This window comes from Pseudomonas sp. HS-18, assembly GCF_020401845.1.
In the GTDB taxonomy this organism is placed as follows: domain Bacteria; phylum Pseudomonadota; class Gammaproteobacteria; order Pseudomonadales; family Pseudomonadaceae; genus Pseudomonas; species Pseudomonas nitroreducens.
In genome coordinates, this window is sequence record NZ_CP084413.1 from 334,174 (window position 1) to 354,629 (window position 20,456).

A 20,456-nucleotide genomic window follows, 5' to 3' on the forward strand; every position below is an offset into this window, starting at 1 on the left:
GCGGCCTGCATGAAGGGCAAAGTGCGACGATAATAGCAGGCTGAGGGACAAAACCGGCGGCGCTTTGGCGGGTTGCGGCAGGCTAGCGGCGGCGAATCGCCGCGGGGGCGGTCGCCGATCCTTGCGCTGGCCGACAATTCCAGGCTTTTGGTCGCATGCGGTGCTTGCCGCCGCGCAGGCGCTTACGGAAACTGCGTCGATGCCCAGACTGACGAAGACCGGCGCCCAGCCGGCGCCCAACGAAGACTTCTTCATCCCCGAACTCTGTCAGCCCGAAGCGCTGTTCAGCCTCGTGCTGCTCGCCGAGCTGCTGGTACTCGTGCTGGTGCTCGCCGAGCCGATGACCCCCAGCTTCAACTGGGTGCGCCTGGCGCTGTCCTCGCTGTTCGTGCAGTGGATCGTGCTGCTCTCGGCCGGCCTGCTGTGCCAGTTGCGCCCGTTGATGGCGCGCTGGCCGGCGTGGTTCTCCGGGTTGCTCAGCTGCGTCCTGGTGGTCCTGCTGACGCTGGGCTGCACGGCGGTGGCGGATTATTTCTCCCTCGGCGGCCCCATGTCGCGCACCGGCGAAGTCAACCTCTACCTGCGCCACGCGTTGATTGCGCTCATCATGTCCACGCTCTTGCTACGCTACTTTTATCTCCAGAGCCAGTGGCGGCGGCAGGAACAGGCCGAATTGCGGGCGCGGATCGAGTCGCTGCAGGCGCGCATCCGTCCGCACTTCCTGTTCAACAGCCTGAACAGCATCGCCAGCCTGATCGAGATCGATCCGGGCAAGGCCGAGCTGGCGGTGCTGAATCTTTCGGATCTTTTTCGCGCCAGCCTGGCCAAACCTGGAACATTAATTTCATGGGGAGAGGAACTTGAGCTGGCCAGACGCTATCTTTCCATTGAGCAGTTCCGTCTTGGCGACCGGCTGCAAATGGACTGGCAGGTGAGCGGTGTGCCCGACGGCGTGCCGATTCCCCAGCTGACGCTGCAGCCATTGCTCGAGAACTCATTGATTTATGGCATCCAGCCGCGCATCGAAGGCGGGCTGGTGAAAGTTGAGGCGGACTACCGTGACGGTGTGTTCCAGCTCTGCGTGAGCAACCCGTACGACGAATCGACCGAGACGCTGCCCACGAAGGGGACCAAGCAGGCCCTGCAAAATATTGCAGCGCGACTTGCGGCACTTTTCGGGCCAAAAGCTAGTCTCAGCGTCGAGCGCCGTGACGGACGGCACTTCACCTGTCTACGCTATCCATGTGCGCGTCTCATGCAGGAAGCCTGATCTTATGAATGTCCTGATCGTCGATGACGAACCCCTGGCGCGAGAGCGCCTGGCCCGGCTGGTGGGGCAACTGGACGGCTATCGTGTCCTCGAGCCCTCCGCCAGCAACGGTGAAGAAGCGCTGACGCTGATCGACAGCCTGAAGCCGGATATTGTCCTGCTGGATATCCGCATGCCCGGCCTGGACGGGCTTCAGGTCGCCGCCAAGCTGTGCGAGCGCGAAGCCCCGCCGGCGGTGATCTTCTGCACCGCCCATGATGAATTCGCCTTGGAGGCGTTCCAGGTCAGTGCGGTCGGCTACCTGGTCAAGCCGGTCCGCAGCGAGGACCTGGCCGAGGCCCTGAAGAAGGCCTCGCGGCCCAATCGCGTGCAATTGGCGGCGCTGACCAAGCCCCCGGCGGCCGGCGGCCCCGCCCCGCGCAGCCATATCAGCGCGCGGACCCGCAAGGGCATCGAGCTGATTCCGCTGGAAGACGTGATCTTCTTCATCGCCGACCACAAGTACGTGACCCTGCGCCACGCTGGCGGCGAAGTGCTGCTGGACGAGCCGCTGAAAGCCTTGGAAGACGAGTTCGGTGATCGCTTCGTGCGCATCCACCGCAACGCGCTGGTTTCCCGCGAACGTATCGAGCGCCTGCAGCGCACCCCGCTGGGGCACTTCCAGCTGTACCTGAAAGGACTCAACGGCGATGCGCTGACTGTCAGCCGCCGTCATGTCGCCGGTGTCCGGCGGCTCATGCACAACCTGTAGCGACACAGTGCCGCAGCGCCTGAAGCCCGGGGGGCGGCCCCCGGGCTTTTCGTTTGCGTGAGCTGTTATCATGCGGGCACTTTCTTGCACGCTTCCTTTGCCTGGAAATGCCCATGTCTCGCGAAATCCGTATCGCCACGCGCCAGAGCGCCCTGGCACTCTGGCAGGCCGAATACGTCAAGGCCCGCCTGGAGCAGGCCCACCCCGGCCTGACCGTGACCCTCCTGCCGATGACCAGCCGCGGCGACAAGCTGCTGGATGCGCCACTGGCGAAAATCGGTGGCAAGGGCCTGTTCGTCAAGGAGCTGGAAACCGCCCTGCTGGAGAACGACGCGGACATCGCCGTGCACTCCATGAAGGACGTGCCGATGGATTTCCCCGAAGGCCTGGGCCTGTACTGCATCTGCGAACGTGAAGACCCGCGCGACGCCTTCGTCTCCAACACCTATGCCAGCCTCGACGACCTGCCCGCCGGCAGCGTGGTCGGCACCTCCAGCCTGCGCCGCCAGGCCCAACTGCTGGCCAGCCGCCCGGACCTGCAGATCCGCTTCCTGCGCGGCAACGTCAATACCCGACTGGCCAAGCTCGATGCCGGCGAATACGACGCCATCATCCTTGCCGCCGCAGGTCTGATCCGCCTCGGTTTCGAAGACCGCATCCGCTCCTCCATCAGCGTCGAAGCCAGCCTGCCGGCCGGCGGCCAGGGTGCGGTGGGCATCGAGTGCCGCGCTGCCGACGCGGAAATACACGCCCTGCTGCAGCCGCTGCATCACCGCGAGACGGCCTTGCGCGTCACTGCCGAGCGCGCGCTGAACAAGCGCCTGAACGGTGGTTGCCAGGTGCCTATCGCCTGCTACGCCATCCTCGAAGGCGAGCAACTGTGGCTGCGCGGCCTGGTCGGCCAGCCCGACGGCAGCCAGTTGCTGCGCGCCGAAGCTCGCGCCCCGCTGGCCGAAGCCGAAACCCTCGGCGTGAAGGTCGCGGAAGACCTGCTGGGCCAGGGCGCCGAGGAAATCCTCACCGCAGTCTACGGCGAGGCCGGTCACCCGTGAGCCGCTGGCGGCTGCTGCTGACCCGTCCCGAAGAGGACTGCGCGGCACTCGCCGCGACCCTCGCCGAGTACGGTATCCACGGCGACTGCCTGCCCTTGCTGACGATCACGCCTCGCGAAGAGACACCCGCCGAACGCAGCCTGATCCTTGACCTGGACCGCTACTGCGCGGTTATCGTGGTCAGCAAGCCCGCGGCGCGCCTGGGCCTGGAGCGGCTCGACCGCTACTGGCCGCAACCGCCGCTGACCCAGCGCTGGTTTACCGTGGGCGCGGCCACGGCGGCTATCCTGGAAGACTACGGTCTGGATGTGGTCTGCCCGCAGGGCGGTGACGACAGTGAAGCCCTGCTGGCCCTGCCAGCGTTCGAGCAGGCCCTGCAGGTGCATGATCCGAAGGTATTGATCATGCGCGGCGAGAGTGGCCGAGAATTTCTTGCCGAGCGCCTGCGCGGCCAAGGCGTGGCGGTGGACTATCTGGAACTCTACCGGCGCGAAATGCCGTGCTACCCCGAAGGCGAATTGCTGCGGCGAATTCAGCGGGAGCGTTTGAATGCCATCGCGGTCAGTAGTGGGCAGGGGCTGGAACATCTGCAGCTGCTCGCCGCACAGGATTGGCCGCAGGTGAGTGCGATGCCGTTGTTCGTGCCCAGCCCGCGTGTGGCTGAGCAGGCGCGGGAGATGGGGGCGCAGCGAGTGATCGATTGTCGGGGCGCCAGCGCTGTGGCACTGATGGAGGCGCTGAGAAGCGCCGAATAGAATAATTTCTGAGCGAAGGATGGATCTGTGAGCGAAGCCGTCACTCCCCAAGAGACTTCACCAACATCGCCCAGTCCGGCCCCCGCGCCGGCCCCGCGCAAGGGTGGCACGGGTATCGCGCTGCTGGCCCTGCTGGCCCTGCTGGTCGGCGCCGCTGGCCTCGTCGCAGGCGGCTGGGGCATCTGGCAGGTCCAGCAGCTCAAAGGCGCCGAGCAGCAGCGCGCTGCGCAACTGGAAGATGCCCGCGCCCAGGCGCAGGGTGTGCAGAGTGCCAACGCGGACCTGAGCAAGCGCCTGGACACCCTGCCCAACGCCGATGAGCTGGAAGCCCGTCGCCGCCTGGTGGTGGAGCTGCAGGGCGACCAGCAGCAGTTGGCCAAGCAGGTCAAGCAGGTGCTGGGGCAAAGCCGCCAGCAGTGGCGACTGGCCGAATCGGAGCACCTGTTGCGTCTGGCCGCGCTGCGCCTCTCCGCGCTGCAGGACATCGACAGCGCGACCGAACTGGTCCAGGGCGCGGACGACATTCTTCGCGTGAACAATGATCCGGGCGCCTTCGCCGCTCGTGCGCAACTGGCCAAGAGCCTCGAAGCGCTGCGCGCCCTGCCGCGCCCGGACCGCACCGGGCTGTTCCTGCAACTGGGCGCGCTGCGTGACCAGGCTGCCCAGCTGCAACCACTGAACCCGGCGTTCAAGCCCTCCGAGGGCGGCACCGGCCCGAGCACCGCCTGGGGTGATGGCAGCAGCACCTGGGACCAGTGGTGGGAACGCATCTCTCGCTATGTGCGCATCGATTTCAACGCCGGCCAGGACATCCGCCCGCTGCTCTCCGGCCAGCAACTGGACCGTGTGCGCCTGGCTCTGAGCCTCGCCCTGGAACAGGCGCAGTGGGCCGCTTTGAATGGCAAGCAGGACGTCTACGAGCAGGCACTGAAGCAGGCCAAGCAGATCGTCGGCGACTTCTTCAACGCTGACCTCGCCGACAGCCGTGCGCTGATTGCGCGCCTGGATGAGCTCAGCGGCCAGGCCGTCACCGTGCAGACGCCGGACCTCGGCCCGGCCCTGAGTTCGCTGCAGGCCTACCTGTCGCGCCGCGAAAGCGCGGTGCAGCAGCAGGAGGCGGTGGCGCCGGACGCGGGGACCCAGCCATGAGCCGCGTCTATGTCCTGATCCTCGCCGTGGTCCTGGCGGCCACCTTGGTCGGGTTGGCTATCGCCGAGCAGTCGGGTTACGTGCTGATCGCCTACAAGAGCTTCCGCTACGAATCCAGCCTGTGGACCTTCCTCGCGCTGCTGGTGGTGCTCTGGGTGATCTATCTCGCCGTGCGCCTGGTACTGCGCTTGCTGGGCGTGTCCGGGCGGGTGGTGAATCCCTGGTCGCGCTTCAATCGCCGCCGCCGCTCGCAGCTGGCCGAGGAGCATGGCCAGCGTGATCTCGCTGAAGGCCACTGGGCGCAGGCGCTGCGTCACCTGCGTCGTGCCGCGGAGCTGAGCGATCGCCCACTGCCGCATTACCTGGGCGCCGCCCGCGCGGCCAACGAGCTGGGCAAGACCGAAGAATGCGACGAATTGCTGGACCGCGCGCAGGAGCGCGAGCCCGGCACCGAGCTCGCCGTGGGCTTGACCCGCGCGCAGCTGCTGATCAACCGGGGCGATTTCGCCCGCGCCCGCGTGGTGCTGGACAAGCTGCACCAGGATCACCCGCGTCACCCGACTGTGCTGCGCCTGCTCCAGCAGTTGTACGTCAGCCTCCACGAGTGGCAGGCGCTGTGCGTGTTGCTGCCCGAGCTGCGCAAGGAGCGCGTGCTGCAGAACGCCGAGTTGGCCGATCTGGAGCGCCGTACCTGGATGGCCGCGCTGGGGGAGGCGGGCGAGCAGGGCGTTGGCCAGGGCGAAGGCAGCCTGCAGCCGCTGACCCAGCGCTGGCAGAACGTGCCGACCAACCTTCGTGCGCAACCGCCGCTGGTGGCCGCATACGCCGATCAGTTGCTGCGCCTGGGGGCGCCGGAAGAGGCCGAGGAAGTACTGCGCAAGGCGCTCAAGGAGGGCTACGACAGCCGTCTGGTGCACCTCTATGGCCGTGCCCGTGGCCGTGATGGTGCCCACCAGCTGAAGACCGCCGAAGGCTGGCTGAAGCAGCACGGCGACGATCCGGAGCTGCTGCTCACCCTTGGTCGCCTGTGCCTGCAGAACAAGTTGTGGGGCAAGGCGCGCGAATACCTGGAAGCCAGCCTGGACCGCCAGCGCAGCGCGGAAACCTGCGCCGAACTGGCGCGCCTGTTGGCGCAGCTTGGTGAAGTAGAGCGCAGCAACCAGCTGTTCCAGGAAGGCCTGGGGTTGCTGGCCTCGCCGACTTCGTCGGCGCTGGCGGTGCGTGCCTGATCCCGCCGCCAGCGGTGAAAACGGCGCCCGAGGGCGCCGTTTTCGTTTTCAGGGGTTGCCGTAGCGAATGCGGTATATCGCGCCATTCTGATCGTCGCTGACCAGCAGCGAGCCGTCCGGCGCTACCAAGACGTCCGCCGGCCGCCCGTGCACCTCGCCGTCCTTGTCGAGCCATCCTTCGGCGAAGACGCCCTGGCGCTTCAGCGTGCCGTCTTCGTTGAGTTCGACCCGCGCCACGCGGTAGCCGATCTTCTGCGTGCGGTTCCACGAGCCGTGTTCGGCGATGAACAGGTTGTTGCGGTACTCGGCCGGGAACTGTTCGCCGGTGTAGAAACGCAGCCCCAGCGCGGCCACGTGCGGGCCGAGTCTGGCCACTGGCGGGGTGAAGGCGGAGCAGGGTTTCCTGCCTTCCTCCGGGTCGGCGATGTCGCCCTGGTGACAGTCGGGATAGCCGAAATCCTCGCCCATCGTGCTGACCTTGTTCAACTCGTCGTCGGGCTTGTCATCGCCCAGCAGGTCGCGCCCATTGTCGGTGAACCACAGCTGCTTCGTCTGCGGGTGCCAGGTGAAACCGACGGTGTTGCGAATGCCGTAGGCGACCACCTCCCGCGCGCTGCCATCGGCGTTCATGCGTTGCAGGTTGGCGTACTGCTCGCGATCCGGGCGGCAGATGTTGCACGGCGCACCGACCGGCACATAGAGCTTGTCGTCCGGGCCGAAGGCGATGAACTTCCAGCCGTGCGCAGTCTCTTTCGGAAACTGTGCGCGCAGCTCCTCAGCCTTTGGGGGAGCATCGAGATGTGCCTCGATATCGCGCAGCACGACGATGCGGCTGAGCGAGGACACGTACAGGTCGCCCTTATGGAAGGTCACGCCTACGGGCATCTGCAGGCCATCGGCGAGCACCTTCACCTGGCCGTCGGGCTTCACCGCGTAGACCTTGTCGGAGGAGCGACTGCCCACGAACAGCGTGCCCTTGTCACCCCAGGCCATGGCGCGCGCGCCGGGAACCTGGTCAGTCAGCAGGCTGATATGGAAGCCCTCAGGCAAGCGGATGTGGCTGAGGTCTGTGGCGGCGATGGCTGGAACTGTTGTCAGGGAAAGCAGCGAGCAAAGCAGGAAATGACGACGCATGGCATGGATTCCCGGATGAGTGCCACGGCCAGTCTAGACACTTACCTTGAACTGATCGCGGTGTTTCCTCTACCGTAGCGGCCTTTCCTGCAACAGCGCTTTTCAGCGGAGCCGCCATGAATCTGGCCAGCCCTCGGTCCCTGTTCTTCCTCGCTTTCCTCGCTTGCGTCGCCATGCTCGGCACGGGCTTCTACCTGCAATACATGATCGGGCTGGAGCCCTGCCCGCTGTGCATTCTGCAGCGCATCTTCTTTGCCGGCTGCGGGTTGTTCTCGCTGATCGCCGCGCTGCATGGCCGTGCTCCGCGGCTGTACTCGGTGCTGATCCTGCTCTGCGCCCTGGGTGGCGCCGGTACCGCAGGCCGTCAGGTCTGGCTGCAGACTCTGCCGCCGGACCAGTTGCCGTCCTGCCTGCCGCCGCTGGAATACATGATGGAGAGCATGCCCTACGCCGACATCATCTGGACCATGTTCCACGGTTCGGCCGACTGCGCCGAAGTCTCCTGGACCCTGCTCGGCATGAGCATCCCGGAGTGGAGCCTGCTGGCCTTCATCGGCTTCGCCCTGTTCGCCATCGTGCAGTTCTTCCGCCGCCGCGGCTGAGCGTCGCATCTCAAATCGCCATGGCCTGCGCCGCATCGGCGCAGGCCAGAGGCGTCGGGGCCTGTCGATTAAACGCTCGTATGAATTTTCCCGTTACCGGTGTCTTGAAGGCGATAACGGGGGGGCATACTCTGGATTTCCACTCCGTCGGAAAGCCGCCGCCGAACAAGCTTCACACATCGCGGATGTCGAGATTCGACAGAATATTGTCCCGGGGCGGACTTTGCCGGGACGGCGAAAAGGGAAGTGAGGACAACATGCTCGAGAGCTGCCGTAATGCCCAGGAACGTTGGGGAGGCGTACACCAGCTGATCGACCGCTGGTTGCGGGATCGACATGAGTTGGTCCGGGCATTCGATTCCCTGGACGGTGTCCAGGCGCCGAAGACCAACGCCGAGAATCTCCAGAACTTCTGTCAGCTCCTGCTCGACTACGTGTCGGCGGGCCACTTCGAAGTCTACGAGCAGCTGATGAACGAGGCGCAGGCCTTCGGCGATACGCGGGGCCTGGAACTGGCCAAGCAGATCTACCCGCGCCTGGAAACCATCACCGCCAACGCGCTGAACTTCAATGATCGTTGCGACAATGGCGACTGCCGCGAAGGCACCTGCCTGACCAGCGAACTGAAGAGTCTGCGCCAGCAACTGCACGAACGCTTCGAACTGGAAGACTGCCTGATCGAAGTACTGCACAACGCCCACGAGCAGAAAGCCGTCCTGGCCTGAGCGAAGGGAAGTCCGACAACGGCGCGAGTGCTTCAGGCACTGGCGCCGTTTTCGTTTGGGTGATGGGCTCGCGCGGCTCCGGGCAATCGCGAACGGAGCTGCTTCCACGCGGTGCTTGTCTCTCCTGCAAGGGCGGTTTCTGCCAGCGATGTTCTCGAGCTTCAGGCTGTGATTCGGAGTGCGCGCACCTCAACGAAAACTCCTGCCGTCCGGCGGCTCCCGAAGAGGGTGATGCATGGTTTTTTGGGGGTGAAGTCGACGCTCGCGCTGGCTGGTTTCCGCCGGCGTGCAAGGAGGGAGCGAACACCGATTCGCTGCTTCACGCGCGATCATCTGGCGCTGCATCGTGGCCGGTGATGCGACTTTTCGAGCGAGCCTGGCTGTCTTCTGCGTGGTAGCGTGGGAGGCTCTGCAATGGGCTTTTGCAGCGTGTGCAGAAAATATTTTTTCTGCACTCAAGCTCAAGCGCCATGCGGCTTTGCGCGCAGCGAAGCACGCACTCCAGGGAACCAAGTGTAAGTTGCAGCGTCACTGGGTGAGTGAGAAAACGCGCCTTCGCGCACTGCTGAAAACCTCTGAAGCCGATGCCCGCTGCGGCCTGCAGCACAATCGGGACATTGGCGAGAGGCCATCAGCGGGGCTAGTATGGGCGCAACCACGTCCGCCAGGAGGCACGTCATGTCGGCCAACAAGAAACCCGTCACCACTCCGTTGCATCTGCTGCACCAGTTGTCCAACAGTCTGATCGAACACCTCGAAGGTGCCTGCAAGCAGGCGCTGGTCGATTCCGAAAAGCTGCTCGCCAAGCTCGAGAAACAACGCGGCAAGGCACAGGAGAAGCTGCACAAGGCTCGCGCCAAACTGCAGGACGCGACCAAGGCCGGCAAGGCGAAGGCGCAGGCAAAAGCCAAGTCGACCATCGCCGATATCGACGGCGCCTTGGATGTCCTGAAGACCCGTCAGACCGAAACCCGTGCCTACATCGCCAATCTCAAGCGTGATGTGCAGGAGAGCCTGAAGCTCGCCCAGGGCGTGACCAAGGTGAAGGAAGCCGCTGGCAAGTCCCTCGCTACCCGCAAGCCGGTCGCTGCCGCTGCCAAGCCGGTTGCCAAGGCCGCCGCCCGACCGGCCTCTAAAGCCGCTGCCAAATCCGCCGCCAAGCCTGCCGTGAAAGCCGCTGCCAAGCCTGCTGCGAAACCGGCTGCCAAGGTTGCCGCTGCCAAGCCTGTTGCTGCCAAAGCCGCTGCCAAGCCTGCTGCGAAACCCGCCGCCAAGCCTGCCGCTAAAACCGCTGCCAAACCGGCTGCGAAAACTGCCGCTGCAAAACCCGCTGCTGCCAAGCCGGCTGCCAAAGCTGCCGCGAAGCCAGCCGCCAAGCCTGCTGCGAAAGCTGTCGCCAAGCCGGCAGCCAAACCCGCTGCTAAGCCTGCCGCTGCTGCCGCCAAGCCTGCTGCCAAACCAGCCGCGAAACCGGCTGCCAAGCCTGCTGCGAAAGCCGCTGCCAAACCAGCCGCCAAGCCCGCCGCGAAAGCCGCTGCCAAGCCTGCTGCCGCCAAGCCCGCTGCTGCCAAACCTGCCGCGAAGCCCGCCGCGAAACCGGCTGCCAAGCCTGCCGCCGCTGCCAAGCCCGCCGCGAAATCGGCTGCCAAACCCGCGGTGAAGGCCGCTGCCAAGCCTGCCGCAAAACCGGCCGCCAAGCCTGCTGCGCCCAAGCCCGCCACCGCTGCCAAACCGGCCGCTCCGGCTGCTCCGAGCGCACCGGCTGCCCAGCCGAGCACTCCGGCCGCTGCTCCGGTTTCCAGCGCTACTGCGGCGCCGGCGACTCCGGCCAGCAGCACCTCCTCCAGCGCTTCCTGAGGCTCAGGAGAGGCTCGCCGCGATGCGCAGGGTTTCCTGCGCATCGCGGCGCAAGCCGCCCGCTTCACCGACCGCAGCTTCCAGCCAGTACACCAGTTCCTGTGCTTCACCTCGTGGCCAACCCTCTGCCACCGCCTCCAGTCTTCCCAGCAGCACCTTTTCCGCTTCCTGCTCAAGCTGCTTGATCCGCTCTCGCAGCGGCGTCAGCTCCGCGTCCTGCTTCGCCGATTCGCGCCAGCGCTGACGCAGCGAGCGCAGCGGCACTATCACCTCTGTTCGCCATTCCCGCGCAGCACATTCCAGCGCGCTCATCCGCGATGGCGAGAAGGTCACGCCAGTGCTTCCCAGCCAGGCCGAAGCGAGCAGCAGGCAGACATCCGCACCGCCTTCCTGCAGGGCCAGGCAAGCCGGCTCAACCCCAGGGCAGGCGTAGAGTTTCAGCGCATACGACCAGACATCATCAGACATAGAGCACCCACAGCGATTGCCAGGCGAAGCTGATAAACTCCGCCGCCATGATTCGACTACAAAATCTTACGCTACAGCGTGGCCCCCAGCGCTTGCTGGAAGGTGCCGAACTCACCCTGCACGCCGGACAGAAAGTCGGCCTGATCGGCGCCAACGGCGCCGGCAAGTCGAGCCTGTTCGCCCTGCTGCGCGGCCAGCTCGGCCAGGACGCCGGCGACTGCTACCTGCCTGCGGACTGGCGCATCGCGCATATGCGCCAGGAGGTCGATACCCTCGACCGCCTCGCCGTCGACTACGTGCTCGACGGCGACGTGCACCTGCGCAAGATCCAGGCGGATCTGGCCGCGGCGGAAGACGCCCACGACGGCACTGCCCTGGCGCGCCTGCACAGCGAACTGGACAGCGCTGACGGATACACCGCGGACGCCCGCGCGCGCAAGCTGCTGGCCGGCCTGGGCTTCACGCCCGAGCAGATGGACCGCCGCGTCGGCGACTTCTCCGGTGGCTGGCGGATGCGCCTGAACCTGGCGCAGGCGCTGATGTGCCCGTCCGAACTGCTGCTGCTCGACGAACCGACCAACCACCTGGACCTCGACGCCATCCTCTGGCTGGAAGAGTGGCTCAAGGGCTATCCGGGCACGTTGCTGCTGATCTCCCACGACCGTGATTTCCTCGATGCCGTGGTGGACAACATCGCCCACCTCGAACAGCGCAAGCTGACCCTGTACCGCGGCGGCTACTCGGCCTTCGAGCGTACCCGCGCCGAACGCCTTGCCCAGCAGCAACAGGCGTACGAGAAGCAGCAGGCGCAGCGCGCGCACATGGAAAAGTACATTGCCCGCTTCCGCGCCCAGGCCACCAAGGCTCGCCAGGCGCAGAGCCGGATCAAGGCGCTGGAACGCCTGGAAGAGCTGGCGCCGGCCCACGTCGATTCGCCGTTCGACTTCGCCTTCCGCGAGTCCGACAAGATCTCCAGCCCGCTGCTCAACCTCTCCGAGGCCCGCCTGGGCTACGGCGACAAGACCGTGCTGGAGAAGGTCAAGCTGCAACTGGTGCCCGGCGCGCGCATCGGCCTGCTCGGCCCCAACGGCGCTGGCAAGTCCACGCTGATCAAGACCCTCTCCGGCAACCTGTCGCTGCTGTCCGGCGAGCTCGCCCGTGGCGAGAACCTCGCCATCGGCTACTTCGCCCAGCATCAGCTCGACTCGCTGGACCCCAAGGCCAGCCCGCTGCTGCACCTGGCGCGCATCGCGCCGGCCGAGCGTGAGCAGACCCTGCGCGACTTCCTCGGTGGCTTCGATTTCCGCGGCGAGCGTTGCGACGAACCGGTGCTGAACTTCTCCGGTGGCGAGAAGGCGCGCCTGGCGCTGGCGCTGATCGCCTGGCAGAAGCCCAACCTGCTGCTGCTCGATGAACCGACCAACCACCTCGACCTGGAAATGCGCCTGGCGCTGACCCTGGCGCTGCAGGAGTTCTCCGGCGCCGTGGTGGTGGTGTCGCACGATCGTCACCTGCTCAAGAGCACCACCGATGAGTTCCTGCTGGTGGCCGACGGGCGCATCCGCGAGTTCGATGGCGACCTCGACGATTACGCGCGCTGGCTGGTGGACTTCCGCGCCCGCCAGACGCCGTCCTCACCCGCGGCTCCCGCCGGCGACAAGACCGACAAGCGCGCTCAGCGCCAGGCGGCCGCTGCGCTGCGCCAGCAACTCGCCCCGCACAAGCGCGAAGCCGACAAGCTGGAAAAAGAGCTGGGCAAGGTCCACGAGCAGCTCGCCGAGCTGGAGGAGCGCCTGGGCGACAGCGCCCTCTACGAAGCTGCGCGCAAGGACGAACTGCGTGACCTGCTGGCTCGCCAGGCAACTCTAAAGACCCGCGAAAGCGAGCTGGAAGAATCCTGGCTGATGGCCCTGGAAACCCTCGAAGAACTGCAGCGCCAGCTTGAGGCCAGTGAGTGATGGGTGACGTGAACCTGCTGGTGGCGTGGAGCGAACCACTGCTGCGTGGCGGGCAGATCATCCTCATCCTGCTGCTGGCCTGGGTGGTGCAGCGCATCGTGACGCGCGCCATCAGCCGCCTCGGCGAGCGCTATCCGATGCCGCCGGAACTGCTGCTGCCCCTGCGCGGCGGCCTGCGCTGGCTGATCATGGGCTCGGCGGTAATGCTGGTGCTGGAGCGCCTGGGTGTGTCTGCGGACGTGCTGTGGGCTGCGCTGACCGGCTTTGCGGCCGTCGCCGCCGTGGCCTTCTTCGCCATCTGGAGCGTGCTCTCCAACCTGTTCTGCGCCCTGATGATCTTCACCATGGGGCCCTTCCGCCTGGGCGACCGCGTGGAAGTCATCGAGTCCGCCGACAAGCCCGGTGTGAAAGGCCGGGTGGTGGCAATCAACCTGCTCTACACCACGCTGGAAGAAGTTGCCGAGGACGGCGCGCCCGGCGCACTGCTGCAAGTACCGAACAATCTGTTCTTCCAGAAGGCCATTCGCCGTTGGCGCGGGCCGAACTTTCCCACCACCCCCTGACGGACGTCTCCCACTATGGAATGGCTCACAAGCCCTGAGATCTGGGTTGCCTTTCTGACCCTGACTGCCCTGGAAATCGTACTGGGCATCGATAACATCATCTTCATCTCGATCCTGGTCGGCCGCCTGCCGCCCGAGCAGCAACCCAAGGCGCGCTTCTTTGGCCTGGCCCTGGCGATGGGCACGCGGATCCTGCTGCTGCTCTCGATCACCTGGGTGATGCGCCTCACCGCGGACCTGTTCACCGTGTTCGACCACGGTATTTCCGGGCGCGACCTGATCCTGTTCTTCGGCGGCCTGTTCCTGTTGTTCAAGAGCACCATGGAAATCTTCCACAGCCTCGAAGGCGCGGAGGAGGGCGGCCAGCAGGGCGGCAAGTCCCGCGGCTTCATGGGCATCATCATCCAGATCGCGATCATCGACATCGTCTTCTCCCTGGACTCGGTGATCACCGCCGTGGGTCTGGTGCAGCACGTGCCGGTGATGGTTGCGGCCATCGTCATCTCGGTGGGTGTGATGATGCTGTCGGCCGGCACCATCAGTGCCTTCATCGAGAAGCACCCGTCGCTGAAGATGCTGGCGCTGTCGTTCCTCATCGTGGTCGGCACCGTGCTGATCGCCGAAGCCTTCGAGATCCACGTGCCCAAGGGCTATGTGTACTTCGCCATGGCCTTCTCGCTGGCGGTGGAGGCGATCAACATCCGCCTGCGCGGCGCCCTGGCGCGCAAGCGTGGCGAGGAGCCGGTGAAGCTGCGCAGGGACATCCCGAGCTGATCACTCGATTCGGATGAAGAAAGCCCGGCCTCGTGCCGGGCTTTCTTCTGGCTCTTCGCCGGAGCCAGCTCGCTCGCGAATCGCCTCTTCGCTGGAGCCCCTGGAGGCTCTGTTTGCGATCCAGCTCGCTTCTTCAGGGCTCCCTCGACCTTCGTCGGCAACGCTGGGCGGCGCAGCCTGACTGAGGCACACTGGGCCTCCGTAACAAGTTATTGCGCCTGCCTGGGCGCCGTGAGGTCCGCAATGCTCGCCAGTACCTGGTTCGCCTTCTTCATCGCCTGCTGGGTGATCAGCCTGTCGCCCGGCGCAGGGGCCATCGCCTCGATGTCCTGTGGGCTGCAATACGGCTTCTGGCGCGGCTACTGGAATGCCCTGGGCCTGCAGATCGGCCTCGCCCTGCAGATCGCCATCGTCGCCGCAGGCGTCGGCGCGCTGCTCTCGGCTTCGGCGGTGGCCTTCAGCGCGATCAAGTGGTTCGGTGTGGTCTACCTGGTCTATCTCGCCTATCGCCAGTGGACCGCTGCCCCGCAGGTGATGGCGGCGAGCGGCGAGCGCCCTATCGGCCGGCCGCTGACCCTGGTGCTACGCGGCTTTCTGGTCAACGCCAGCAACCCCAAGGCGGTGATCTTCATGCTCGCGGTACTGCCGCAGTTCGTCGACCCGCACCAGCCGATGGCGATCCAGTACGTGATCATGGGGGCGACCATGATCACCGTGGACCTGATTGTCATGGCCGGCTACACCGGCCTGGCCGCCCGTGTGTTGCGCGCCCTGCGTTCGCAGCGTCAGCAGAAGATCATGAATCGAACTTTCGCGACTCTGTTCGTGGGCGCCGCCGCGCTGCTCGCCACGGTCCGCCGCGCCCCGGTCTGAGGGCGTTTGCGCGGATTTCGACGGCGTCCCGAAGTGGCCGTGGGGCCACTGTGGATGTAACTGTGCGAGACATTGTCCTTGCATAGACGGAAACCTGAGGTGACAATTTAATCTCTTTCATTCTCATTTAACTTCCCGTATGCGCCCCTCCAAACTTTTCGTCTGGCTATTGCCGCTGGCCGGCATCTTCAGCCTTGGAGCTCAAGCCGACACGGTTGTCGACCCTGCTCAAGCCCTTCACCTGCTCAGCTACCTCGCCGCTGACTACCCCGCCACCGTGACCGACGGCAAGGTGATCAACGACAGCGAATACAAGGAGCAGCTCGAGTTCGTCGGCAATCTCCACTCGCTGATCCTGACCCTGCCGGCGCGCCCCGAGCGTGCGGACCTGGAAAAAGACGCCGCCAGCCTCAAGCAGGCCATCGAGCAGCGCCAGCCGGGCAGGCAGGTGGCCCAGCAGGCTCGCCACCTGGAGGTGCGTGTCGCCGATATCTACCAGGTGGTGCAGACTCCCGCGATCACCCCGGATCCGGCCCGTGGCGCCGAGGTCTACGCTCAGCAGTGCTCGATCTGCCACGGTGACGCCGGCAAGGGTGACGGACCTGCAGGCATCGGCCTGGAGCCGCCGCCGGCCAACCTGACCGACCGCGCGCGCCTTGACCAGCTCAGCCTTTACGATCTGCGCAATGTCATTGGCCTGGGCGTTGCCGGCACCGACATGCCGGCCTTCGCCGACCAGCTCGACGAGCGTCAGCGCTGGGACCTTGCCTCCTATGTGGCCAGCCTCAGTGCCGGTCAGGCCAAGCCCGACCCGGCCCACGCCTACCCGCTGGCAACCCTGTCGACCCAGACGCCTGCCGATGTCGCCGAACATGACGGCGAAGCTGCGGCCGAGAGCTTCCGTGCCCTGCGTGCGCACCCGCCGCTGGAGCATCGTGGCCCGGCGCAGCAGATCGACTACACCACCGCGACCCTGGACAAGAGCTTCGTTGTGTACCGCTCCGGCGATCACGACCAGGCTTACGACCTGTCCGTCGCCGCGTACCTGGAGGGCTTCGAGTTGGTGGAGTCCTCGCTGGACAACGTCGATGCCGATTTGCGCAAGGCGACCGAGAAGCAGCTGATGGCCTACCGTCAGGCCCTGCGTGACGGCTTGCCGGAAACCGCAGTTGCCCAGCAGCTGGAACTGGCCAAGGCCAAGCTGGCGGACGCCGCCAAGGCCCTGAGCGGCGACTCGCTGAGCTTCTCCATCAGCTTCATCTCCGCCCTGCTGATCCTTCTGCGCGAAGGCGTGGAGGCGATCCTTGTGCTGGCGGCCATCCTCGCCTTCCTGCGCAATACCGGGCAGGAGAAGGCTGTGCGTGGCGTGCACATCGGCTGGGGCCTGGCCTTCGTCGCCGGCTTCGCCACCTGGGCGGTGGCGGCCTACGTCATCGACATCGGCGGCGCCCAGCGCGAGCTGATGGAGGGCTTTACCTCGCTGTTCGCCTGCGTGATGGTCCTCTGGCTCGGCGTGTGGATGCACGACCGCCGCCACGCCGCCGCCTGGCAGGACTACATCCGCAGCAGCCTGGTGGGTGGCGGGGGCCGCTTCGGCTTCGCCGTGCTGGCCTTCTTCTCGGTCTACCGCGAACTGTTCGAAGTCATCCTGTTCTACGAGACGCTCTGGCTGCAGGCAGGTCCTGCCGGCCACAACGCGGTGATCGCCGGTGCGGGCACCGCGGTGGTGATCCTGATCGCCATTGCCTTCGTGATCCTGCGTGGCTCGGCGAAGCTGCCGCTGAAGCTGTTCTTCACCGTCAACGCCGCGCTGCTCTGCGCCCTGTCGGTGGTCTTCGCCGGCCACGGCGTGGTCGCCCTGCAGGAAGCCGGCGTGATCGGCACCCGCCCGGTGCCCTTCTTCGACTTCGACTGGCTCGGCATCAAGGCCGACGCCTACTCGCTGTCGGCCCAGGCGGTGGCGCTGCTGGCGGTGGCCGTGCTCTACGGACGCAGCTACTTCTCCGAACGGCGCAAGGCCGCTGCGGTCGCCGCGTCGTCCTGAGGCAATAGCCAAGCGATACACGACGGCCAGTGCGATACTGGCCGTCGTGCTTTTCGAAGGAAGGTTTTCCCCCGATGCGTATCTGGATCGATGCCGACGCCTGCCCGCGCGCGGCCAAGGAGCTGGTGGCGAAGTTCGCCTTGAAGCGCAAGCTGGATGTGGTGATGGTCGCCGGCCAGCCCGTGGCCAAGCCGCCATTCGCCTGCGTCAGCCTGATTGTCGTGCCCAGCGGGATGGACGCCGCCGACGATTACCTGGTGGAGCAGGCTGAGCCGGGCGACCTGGTGATCTGCAGCGACGTGCCGCTGGCTGACCGGCTGGTGAAGAAGGGCGTCGATGCGCTGGACCCGCGCGGCCGCGAATTCGACGAGAAGAACATGGGCGAGCGCCTGGCGGTGCGCAACCTGTTCACCGACCTGCGCGAGCAGGGGCAGGTCGGAGGAGGGCAAGCACCCTACGGCGACAAGGATCGCCAGGCCTTCGCCAACAGCCTGGATCGGCTGCTGACGCGGTTGATGCGCGAGGAGCAGAGCCGCAAGGCCTGACACGAAAACGCCCGGCACTGCCGGGCGTTTTCGTTTTCACCGAGGATGGGCAGGGCGTAGGAAACTCTATGTCTACAGGTTCACGCCAGCTCCAGCACCCGATCGACCGCCTTGTTGATGCCGCTGGCGGCTTCGGCGATGGATTGCGCGAGCATGTAGGCAGGAGTGGTGACCAGCTTGTGGTCCTTGTCCTCGACTATGTCTTCCACGGCGCAGTCGATGTGCTTGGCACCCATGCTGGTCAGTGCCTGGGCCGTACCCTCGTCGGTACCGATGGTACATTCCACGCCTTCGCCATAGATACGCGCGGCCAGGGCCGGGGCGATGCAGAGCAGGCCGACCGGCTTCTTCGCCGCGGCGAAGGCCTTGGCCAGGGCCAGCACGTCCGGCTGCACTTCGCACTGGTCGCCCTTGAAGGCGAAGTCGCTGAGGTTCTTCGCCGCGCCGAAGCCGCCGGGCACGATCAGCGCGTCGAAGTCCTCGACCTTGGCTTCACGCACATCCTTCACCTCGCCGCGGGCGATCCGTGCGGACTCCACCAGCACATTGCGTCTCTCGGCCATTTCCTCTCCGGTGAGGTGGTTCAGCACATGGTGCTGGGCGATGTTCGGGGCGAAGCACTGCACCTTGGCGCCGCGCTGGGAGAGGCGCAGCAGGGTGATCACGCTTTCATGGATTTCCGCGCCGTCGTAGACGCCACAACCGGAAAGGATAACGGCAACTTTCTTCATGGACTGCTCCTGTTCGAGGGGGTCGGGGCTGTCGCGATATGCCGCCCGGACTGTCGCCGACGGCCGTGGCCGGCGGCGGGCAAGGGACTAGGATCCTTCCTCATAAGCATAACGATTCGGTCGTGCCATGAACTACATCCTCTTCGCCGTGCCCTTCTTTTTCCTGCTGATTGCGATCGAACTGCTCGCCGACCGCTGGCGCGGCCTGCGCACCTATCGCCTGAGCGACGCGCTGAACAGCCTCAGCGCGGGGGTCCTGTCGACCACCAGCGGCCTGCTGACCAAGGGGCTGGCGTTGGTGACCTACACCATCGCCTGGCAGCACCTCGCGCTGTTCGAGCTGTCGGCTAAGAGCCTGTGGGTCTGGGCGTTCGCCTTCGTCTTCTACGACTTCTGCTACTACTGGAACCACCGCCTCGGCCATGAGCGCAATGTGCTCTGGGCCGCGCATTCGGTGCACCACCAGAGCGAGGATTACAACCTCTCCACCGCGCTGCGGCAGACCAGCACCGGCTTCATCTTCGGCTGGATCTTCTACCTGCCAATGGCCATCGCCGGGGTGCCGCCGCTGGTGTTCCTCACTGTCGGCGCACTGAACCTGCTCTATCAGTTCTGGGTTCATACCCGGCACATTCCCAAGCTGGGCTGGTTCGAATGGATATTCATCACTCCCTCCAACCATCGCGTGCACCACGCGCAGAACCCTGTCTATATGGATCGCAACTACGGGGGCGTGTTCATTCTCTGGGACCGCCTGTTCGGCACCTTCCAGGAAGAGCTGGACGAAGAGCCGGTGGTGTTCGGCGTGACCGTCCCCCTGGCCAGCTGGAACCCGCTGTGGGCCAACCTGCAGGTCTATGCGCACCTGTGGAACGATGCGCGCCGTGCCGGCAGCCTGTGGGACAAGCTGCGCATCTGGTTCATGCGCACCGGCTGGCGCCCCGCGGACGTCGCCCAGCGCTATCCCATGGCCAAGCCTGACCTGGCGGCCTTCCGCAAGTTCGAGGTGCCGCTGACGCGCGGCCGGCAGTGGTACGCCGGTCTGCAGTTCGCCATCTACGTGATAATCGGCACCTGGTTGCTGGGCGTCGGGGAGGGCTGGCAAGTGCTGCCGCTGGTGATTGGCTGGGCCTGGATGGCTTTCGGTCTCTACGCCATCGGATGCTGGCTGGAGAACCGCGCCTGGGCGCTGCGCCTGGAACTGCTGCGATTGGCGCTGAACGTACCGGCAGTGGCGGCGCTGGTACTGTGGGGAGGCATCGGGTTGCCGCAGTGGGCGCCCTGGGCGCTGGCGGTCTACTCGCTGCTCAGCCTGATCGGGCTGCTGGGCCTGCGGCGCGCCGAACGGCTGCCGCAAGCGGCCTGATCAGTCGGCCTTGGATGCCTTGAAACGGCGGCGCAGCCAGAACAGCAGGCCGATCACCACGAGGCCGCCGAGGACCATGAGTTCGTACTTCTTGATGTTGCCCAGCACGCCTTCGAGCACGCTGCCGAAGTAGAAGGCAGCGCTGCCCAGGACCGAAGCCCAGACGATGGCGCCGATACCGTTGAGCAGCAGGTAGCGCGCCGGCGGGTAGCCGGACAGGCCGATGGCCACCGGCATCACGGTGCGCAGGCCGTAGACGAAGCGGAAGCTCAGCACCCACAGGTCGGGATGCTTGCGCACGTGCTCCAGCGCCTTGTCGCCCATCTTCTGCCAGCGCGGCTTGCGCGCGAGCAGCTTGCGACCGTGGCGACGGCCGAGGAAATACCAGAGCTGATCACCCGCGTAACTGCCGAAGAACGCCACCGCGATGACGTACTCCAGCTGCATGTAGCCGCGGAATGCCAGGAAGCCGGCCAGGACCAGAATGGTCTCACCCTCGAAGAACGTGCCGAGAAACAGCGCGAAGTAGCCGAAATCCTGCAGGAATTGTTGGAGCATTATCGAGGCAACGCAGCGAAATGAACGCGAAGCCTAACCCGGTTGTCGCCCG

20 protein-coding genes are annotated in these 20,456 nt (G+C 65.7%); 16 read left to right on the forward strand and 4 right to left on the reverse strand.

What is annotated here, in order from left to right:
• The first annotated feature begins 199 nt into the window (after nucleotides 1-199).
• The 6 genes from LDJ84_RS01565 (at nucleotide 200) to LDJ84_RS01590 (ending at nucleotide 6,206) form a co-directional block, all read left to right on the forward strand.
• Nucleotides 200-1,270, forward strand: coding sequence for a sensor histidine kinase (locus tag LDJ84_RS01565; RefSeq protein WP_226045803.1), 1,071 nt, complete (start codon nucleotides 200-202; stop codon nucleotides 1,268-1,270).
• 4 nt (nucleotides 1,271-1,274) lie between these two features.
• Entirely contained in the window at nucleotides 1,275-2,021 is a 747-nt protein-coding gene (algR, locus tag LDJ84_RS01570) for an alginate biosynthesis regulator AlgR (protein ID WP_226045804.1), read from the forward strand.
• A 113-nt stretch (nucleotides 2,022-2,134) separates the two neighbouring features.
• Nucleotides 2,135-3,073: a hydroxymethylbilane synthase gene (gene hemC / locus LDJ84_RS01575; protein WP_084358393.1), complete on the forward strand. Its 939-nt coding sequence runs from the start codon at nucleotides 2,135-2,137 to the stop codon at nucleotides 3,071-3,073.
• Nucleotides 3,070-3,828, forward strand: coding sequence for a uroporphyrinogen-III synthase (locus tag LDJ84_RS01580; RefSeq protein WP_037014658.1), 759 nt, complete (start codon nucleotides 3,070-3,072; stop codon nucleotides 3,826-3,828). Before hemC ends, LDJ84_RS01580 begins: the two co-directional genes overlap by 4 nt.
• 27 nt (nucleotides 3,829-3,855) lie before the next feature.
• On the forward strand, nucleotides 3,856-4,977 hold the full coding sequence (locus tag LDJ84_RS01585) for a uroporphyrinogen-III C-methyltransferase (protein WP_169889123.1): 1,122 nt from the start codon (nucleotides 3,856-3,858) through the stop codon (nucleotides 4,975-4,977).
• On the forward strand, nucleotides 4,974-6,206 hold the full coding sequence (locus LDJ84_RS01590) for a heme biosynthesis HemY N-terminal domain-containing protein (protein WP_226045805.1): 1,233 nt from the start codon (nucleotides 4,974-4,976) through the stop codon (nucleotides 6,204-6,206). Before LDJ84_RS01585 ends, LDJ84_RS01590 begins: the two co-directional genes overlap by 4 nt.
• 48 nt (nucleotides 6,207-6,254) lie before the next feature.
• On the opposite strand, the gene LDJ84_RS01595 is transcribed toward LDJ84_RS01590, so the two are convergent.
• The gene (locus tag LDJ84_RS01595; RefSeq protein ID WP_065086198.1) at nucleotides 6,255-7,340 is read right to left on the reverse strand and encodes a PQQ-dependent sugar dehydrogenase; all 1,086 of its coding nucleotides are present in this window, start codon (nucleotides 7,338-7,340) and stop codon (nucleotides 6,255-6,257) included.
• A 116-nt stretch (nucleotides 7,341-7,456) separates the two neighbouring features.
• On the opposite strand from LDJ84_RS01595, the gene LDJ84_RS01600 reads away from it, so the two are divergent.
• The 3 genes from LDJ84_RS01600 to LDJ84_RS01610 all read left to right on the forward strand — a co-directional run bounded on the left by LDJ84_RS01600 (nucleotide 7,457) and on the right by LDJ84_RS01610 (nucleotide 10,524).
• Nucleotides 7,457-7,942, forward strand: coding sequence for a disulfide bond formation protein B (locus tag LDJ84_RS01600; RefSeq protein ID WP_065086199.1), 486 nt, complete (start codon nucleotides 7,457-7,459; stop codon nucleotides 7,940-7,942).
• Nucleotides 7,943-8,199: 257 nt separating this feature from the next.
• Entirely contained in the window at nucleotides 8,200-8,667 is a 468-nt protein-coding gene (locus tag LDJ84_RS01605; protein ID WP_024766399.1) for an Rsd/AlgQ family anti-sigma factor, read from the forward strand.
• 678 nt (nucleotides 8,668-9,345) lie between these two features.
• Nucleotides 9,346-10,524 (forward strand): AlgP family protein, encoded by a 1,179-nt coding sequence (locus LDJ84_RS01610; protein ID WP_226045806.1) that lies wholly within the window; start codon nucleotides 9,346-9,348, stop codon nucleotides 10,522-10,524.
• Nucleotides 10,525-10,527: 3 nt separating this feature from the next.
• On the opposite strand, the gene LDJ84_RS01615 is transcribed toward LDJ84_RS01610, so the two are convergent.
• The gene (locus tag LDJ84_RS01615) at nucleotides 10,528-10,992 is read right to left on the reverse strand and encodes a TIGR02444 family protein (RefSeq protein WP_226045807.1); all 465 of its coding nucleotides are present in this window, start codon (nucleotides 10,990-10,992) and stop codon (nucleotides 10,528-10,530) included.
• Nucleotides 10,993-11,039: 47 nt separating this feature from the next.
• Between LDJ84_RS01615 and LDJ84_RS01620 the strand changes: the two genes are divergently transcribed.
• From LDJ84_RS01620 to LDJ84_RS01645, 6 genes are all read left to right on the forward strand, one after another.
• The gene (locus tag LDJ84_RS01620; protein ID WP_226045808.1) at nucleotides 11,040-12,950 is read left to right on the forward strand and encodes an ATP-binding cassette domain-containing protein; all 1,911 of its coding nucleotides are present in this window, start codon (nucleotides 11,040-11,042) and stop codon (nucleotides 12,948-12,950) included.
• Entirely contained in the window at nucleotides 12,950-13,513 is a 564-nt protein-coding gene (locus tag LDJ84_RS01625; RefSeq protein WP_226045809.1) for a mechanosensitive ion channel family protein, read from the forward strand. The genes LDJ84_RS01620 and LDJ84_RS01625 overlap by 1 nt, the downstream gene beginning before the upstream one ends.
• A gap of 15 nt (nucleotides 13,514-13,528) precedes the next feature.
• The gene (locus LDJ84_RS01630) at nucleotides 13,529-14,287 is read left to right on the forward strand and encodes a TerC family protein (RefSeq protein WP_170858046.1); all 759 of its coding nucleotides are present in this window, start codon (nucleotides 13,529-13,531) and stop codon (nucleotides 14,285-14,287) included.
• Between the two features lie 243 nt (nucleotides 14,288-14,530).
• A complete protein-coding gene (locus tag LDJ84_RS01635; RefSeq protein ID WP_024765767.1) occupies nucleotides 14,531-15,160 on the forward strand; it encodes a LysE family transporter in 630 nt (209 codons plus the stop codon).
• 139 nt (nucleotides 15,161-15,299) lie between these two features.
• Complete coding sequence (locus LDJ84_RS01640; protein ID WP_226045810.1) at nucleotides 15,300-17,204, forward strand: cytochrome c/FTR1 family iron permease; 1,905 nt, start codon at nucleotides 15,300-15,302, stop codon at nucleotides 17,202-17,204.
• Between the two features lie 74 nt (nucleotides 17,205-17,278).
• Entirely contained in the window at nucleotides 17,279-17,749 is a 471-nt protein-coding gene (locus tag LDJ84_RS01645; RefSeq protein WP_037013429.1) for a YaiI/YqxD family protein, read from the forward strand.
• Between the two features lie 80 nt (nucleotides 17,750-17,829).
• Here LDJ84_RS01645 and elbB read toward each other — a convergent pair whose 3' ends face one another.
• Nucleotides 17,830-18,480 carry an isoprenoid biosynthesis glyoxalase ElbB gene (elbB, locus tag LDJ84_RS01650; RefSeq protein WP_226045811.1) on the reverse strand — a complete coding sequence of 217 codons (651 nt, stop codon included), beginning with the start codon at nucleotides 18,478-18,480 and terminating at the stop codon, nucleotides 17,830-17,832.
• Between the two features lie 127 nt (nucleotides 18,481-18,607).
• Between elbB and LDJ84_RS01655 the strand changes: the two genes are divergently transcribed.
• Complete coding sequence (locus tag LDJ84_RS01655; protein ID WP_226045812.1) at nucleotides 18,608-19,846, forward strand: sterol desaturase family protein; 1,239 nt, start codon at nucleotides 18,608-18,610, stop codon at nucleotides 19,844-19,846.
• On the opposite strand, the gene LDJ84_RS01660 is transcribed toward LDJ84_RS01655, so the two are convergent.
• A complete protein-coding gene (locus tag LDJ84_RS01660) occupies nucleotides 19,847-20,407 on the reverse strand; it encodes a DedA family protein (RefSeq protein WP_226046632.1) in 561 nt (186 codons plus the stop codon).
• Nucleotides 20,408-20,456: the final 49 nt, after the last annotated feature.

Coding starts and splice junctions, on each gene's coding strand:
- LDJ84_RS01565 (WP_226045803.1), top strand. CDS start 200: ATGCCCAGACTGACGAAGACCGGCGCCCAGCCGGCGCCCAACGAAGAC.
- algR (WP_226045804.1), top strand. CDS start 1,275: ATGAATGTCCTGATCGTCGATGACGAACCCCTGGCGCGAGAGCGCCTG.
- hemC (WP_084358393.1), top strand. CDS start 2,135: ATGTCTCGCGAAATCCGTATCGCCACGCGCCAGAGCGCCCTGGCACTC.
- LDJ84_RS01590 (WP_226045805.1), top strand. CDS start 4,974: ATGAGCCGCGTCTATGTCCTGATCCTCGCCGTGGTCCTGGCGGCCACC.
- LDJ84_RS01595 (WP_065086198.1), bottom strand. CDS start 7,340: ATGCGTCGTCATTTCCTGCTTTGCTCGCTGCTTTCCCTGACAACAGTT.
- LDJ84_RS01600 (WP_065086199.1), top strand. CDS start 7,457: ATGAATCTGGCCAGCCCTCGGTCCCTGTTCTTCCTCGCTTTCCTCGCT.
- LDJ84_RS01605 (WP_024766399.1), top strand. CDS start 8,200: ATGCTCGAGAGCTGCCGTAATGCCCAGGAACGTTGGGGAGGCGTACAC.
- LDJ84_RS01610 (WP_226045806.1), top strand. CDS start 9,346: ATGTCGGCCAACAAGAAACCCGTCACCACTCCGTTGCATCTGCTGCAC.
- LDJ84_RS01615 (WP_226045807.1), bottom strand. CDS start 10,992: ATGTCTGATGATGTCTGGTCGTATGCGCTGAAACTCTACGCCTGCCCT.
- LDJ84_RS01620 (WP_226045808.1), top strand. CDS start 11,040: ATGATTCGACTACAAAATCTTACGCTACAGCGTGGCCCCCAGCGCTTG.
- LDJ84_RS01625 (WP_226045809.1), top strand. CDS start 12,950: ATGGGTGACGTGAACCTGCTGGTGGCGTGGAGCGAACCACTGCTGCGT.
- LDJ84_RS01630 (WP_170858046.1), top strand. CDS start 13,529: ATGGAATGGCTCACAAGCCCTGAGATCTGGGTTGCCTTTCTGACCCTG.
- LDJ84_RS01635 (WP_024765767.1), top strand. CDS start 14,531: ATGCTCGCCAGTACCTGGTTCGCCTTCTTCATCGCCTGCTGGGTGATC.
- LDJ84_RS01640 (WP_226045810.1), top strand. CDS start 15,300: ATGCGCCCCTCCAAACTTTTCGTCTGGCTATTGCCGCTGGCCGGCATC.
- LDJ84_RS01645 (WP_037013429.1), top strand. CDS start 17,279: ATGCGTATCTGGATCGATGCCGACGCCTGCCCGCGCGCGGCCAAGGAG.
- elbB (WP_226045811.1), bottom strand. CDS start 18,480: ATGAAGAAAGTTGCCGTTATCCTTTCCGGTTGTGGCGTCTACGACGGC.
- LDJ84_RS01655 (WP_226045812.1), top strand. CDS start 18,608: ATGAACTACATCCTCTTCGCCGTGCCCTTCTTTTTCCTGCTGATTGCG.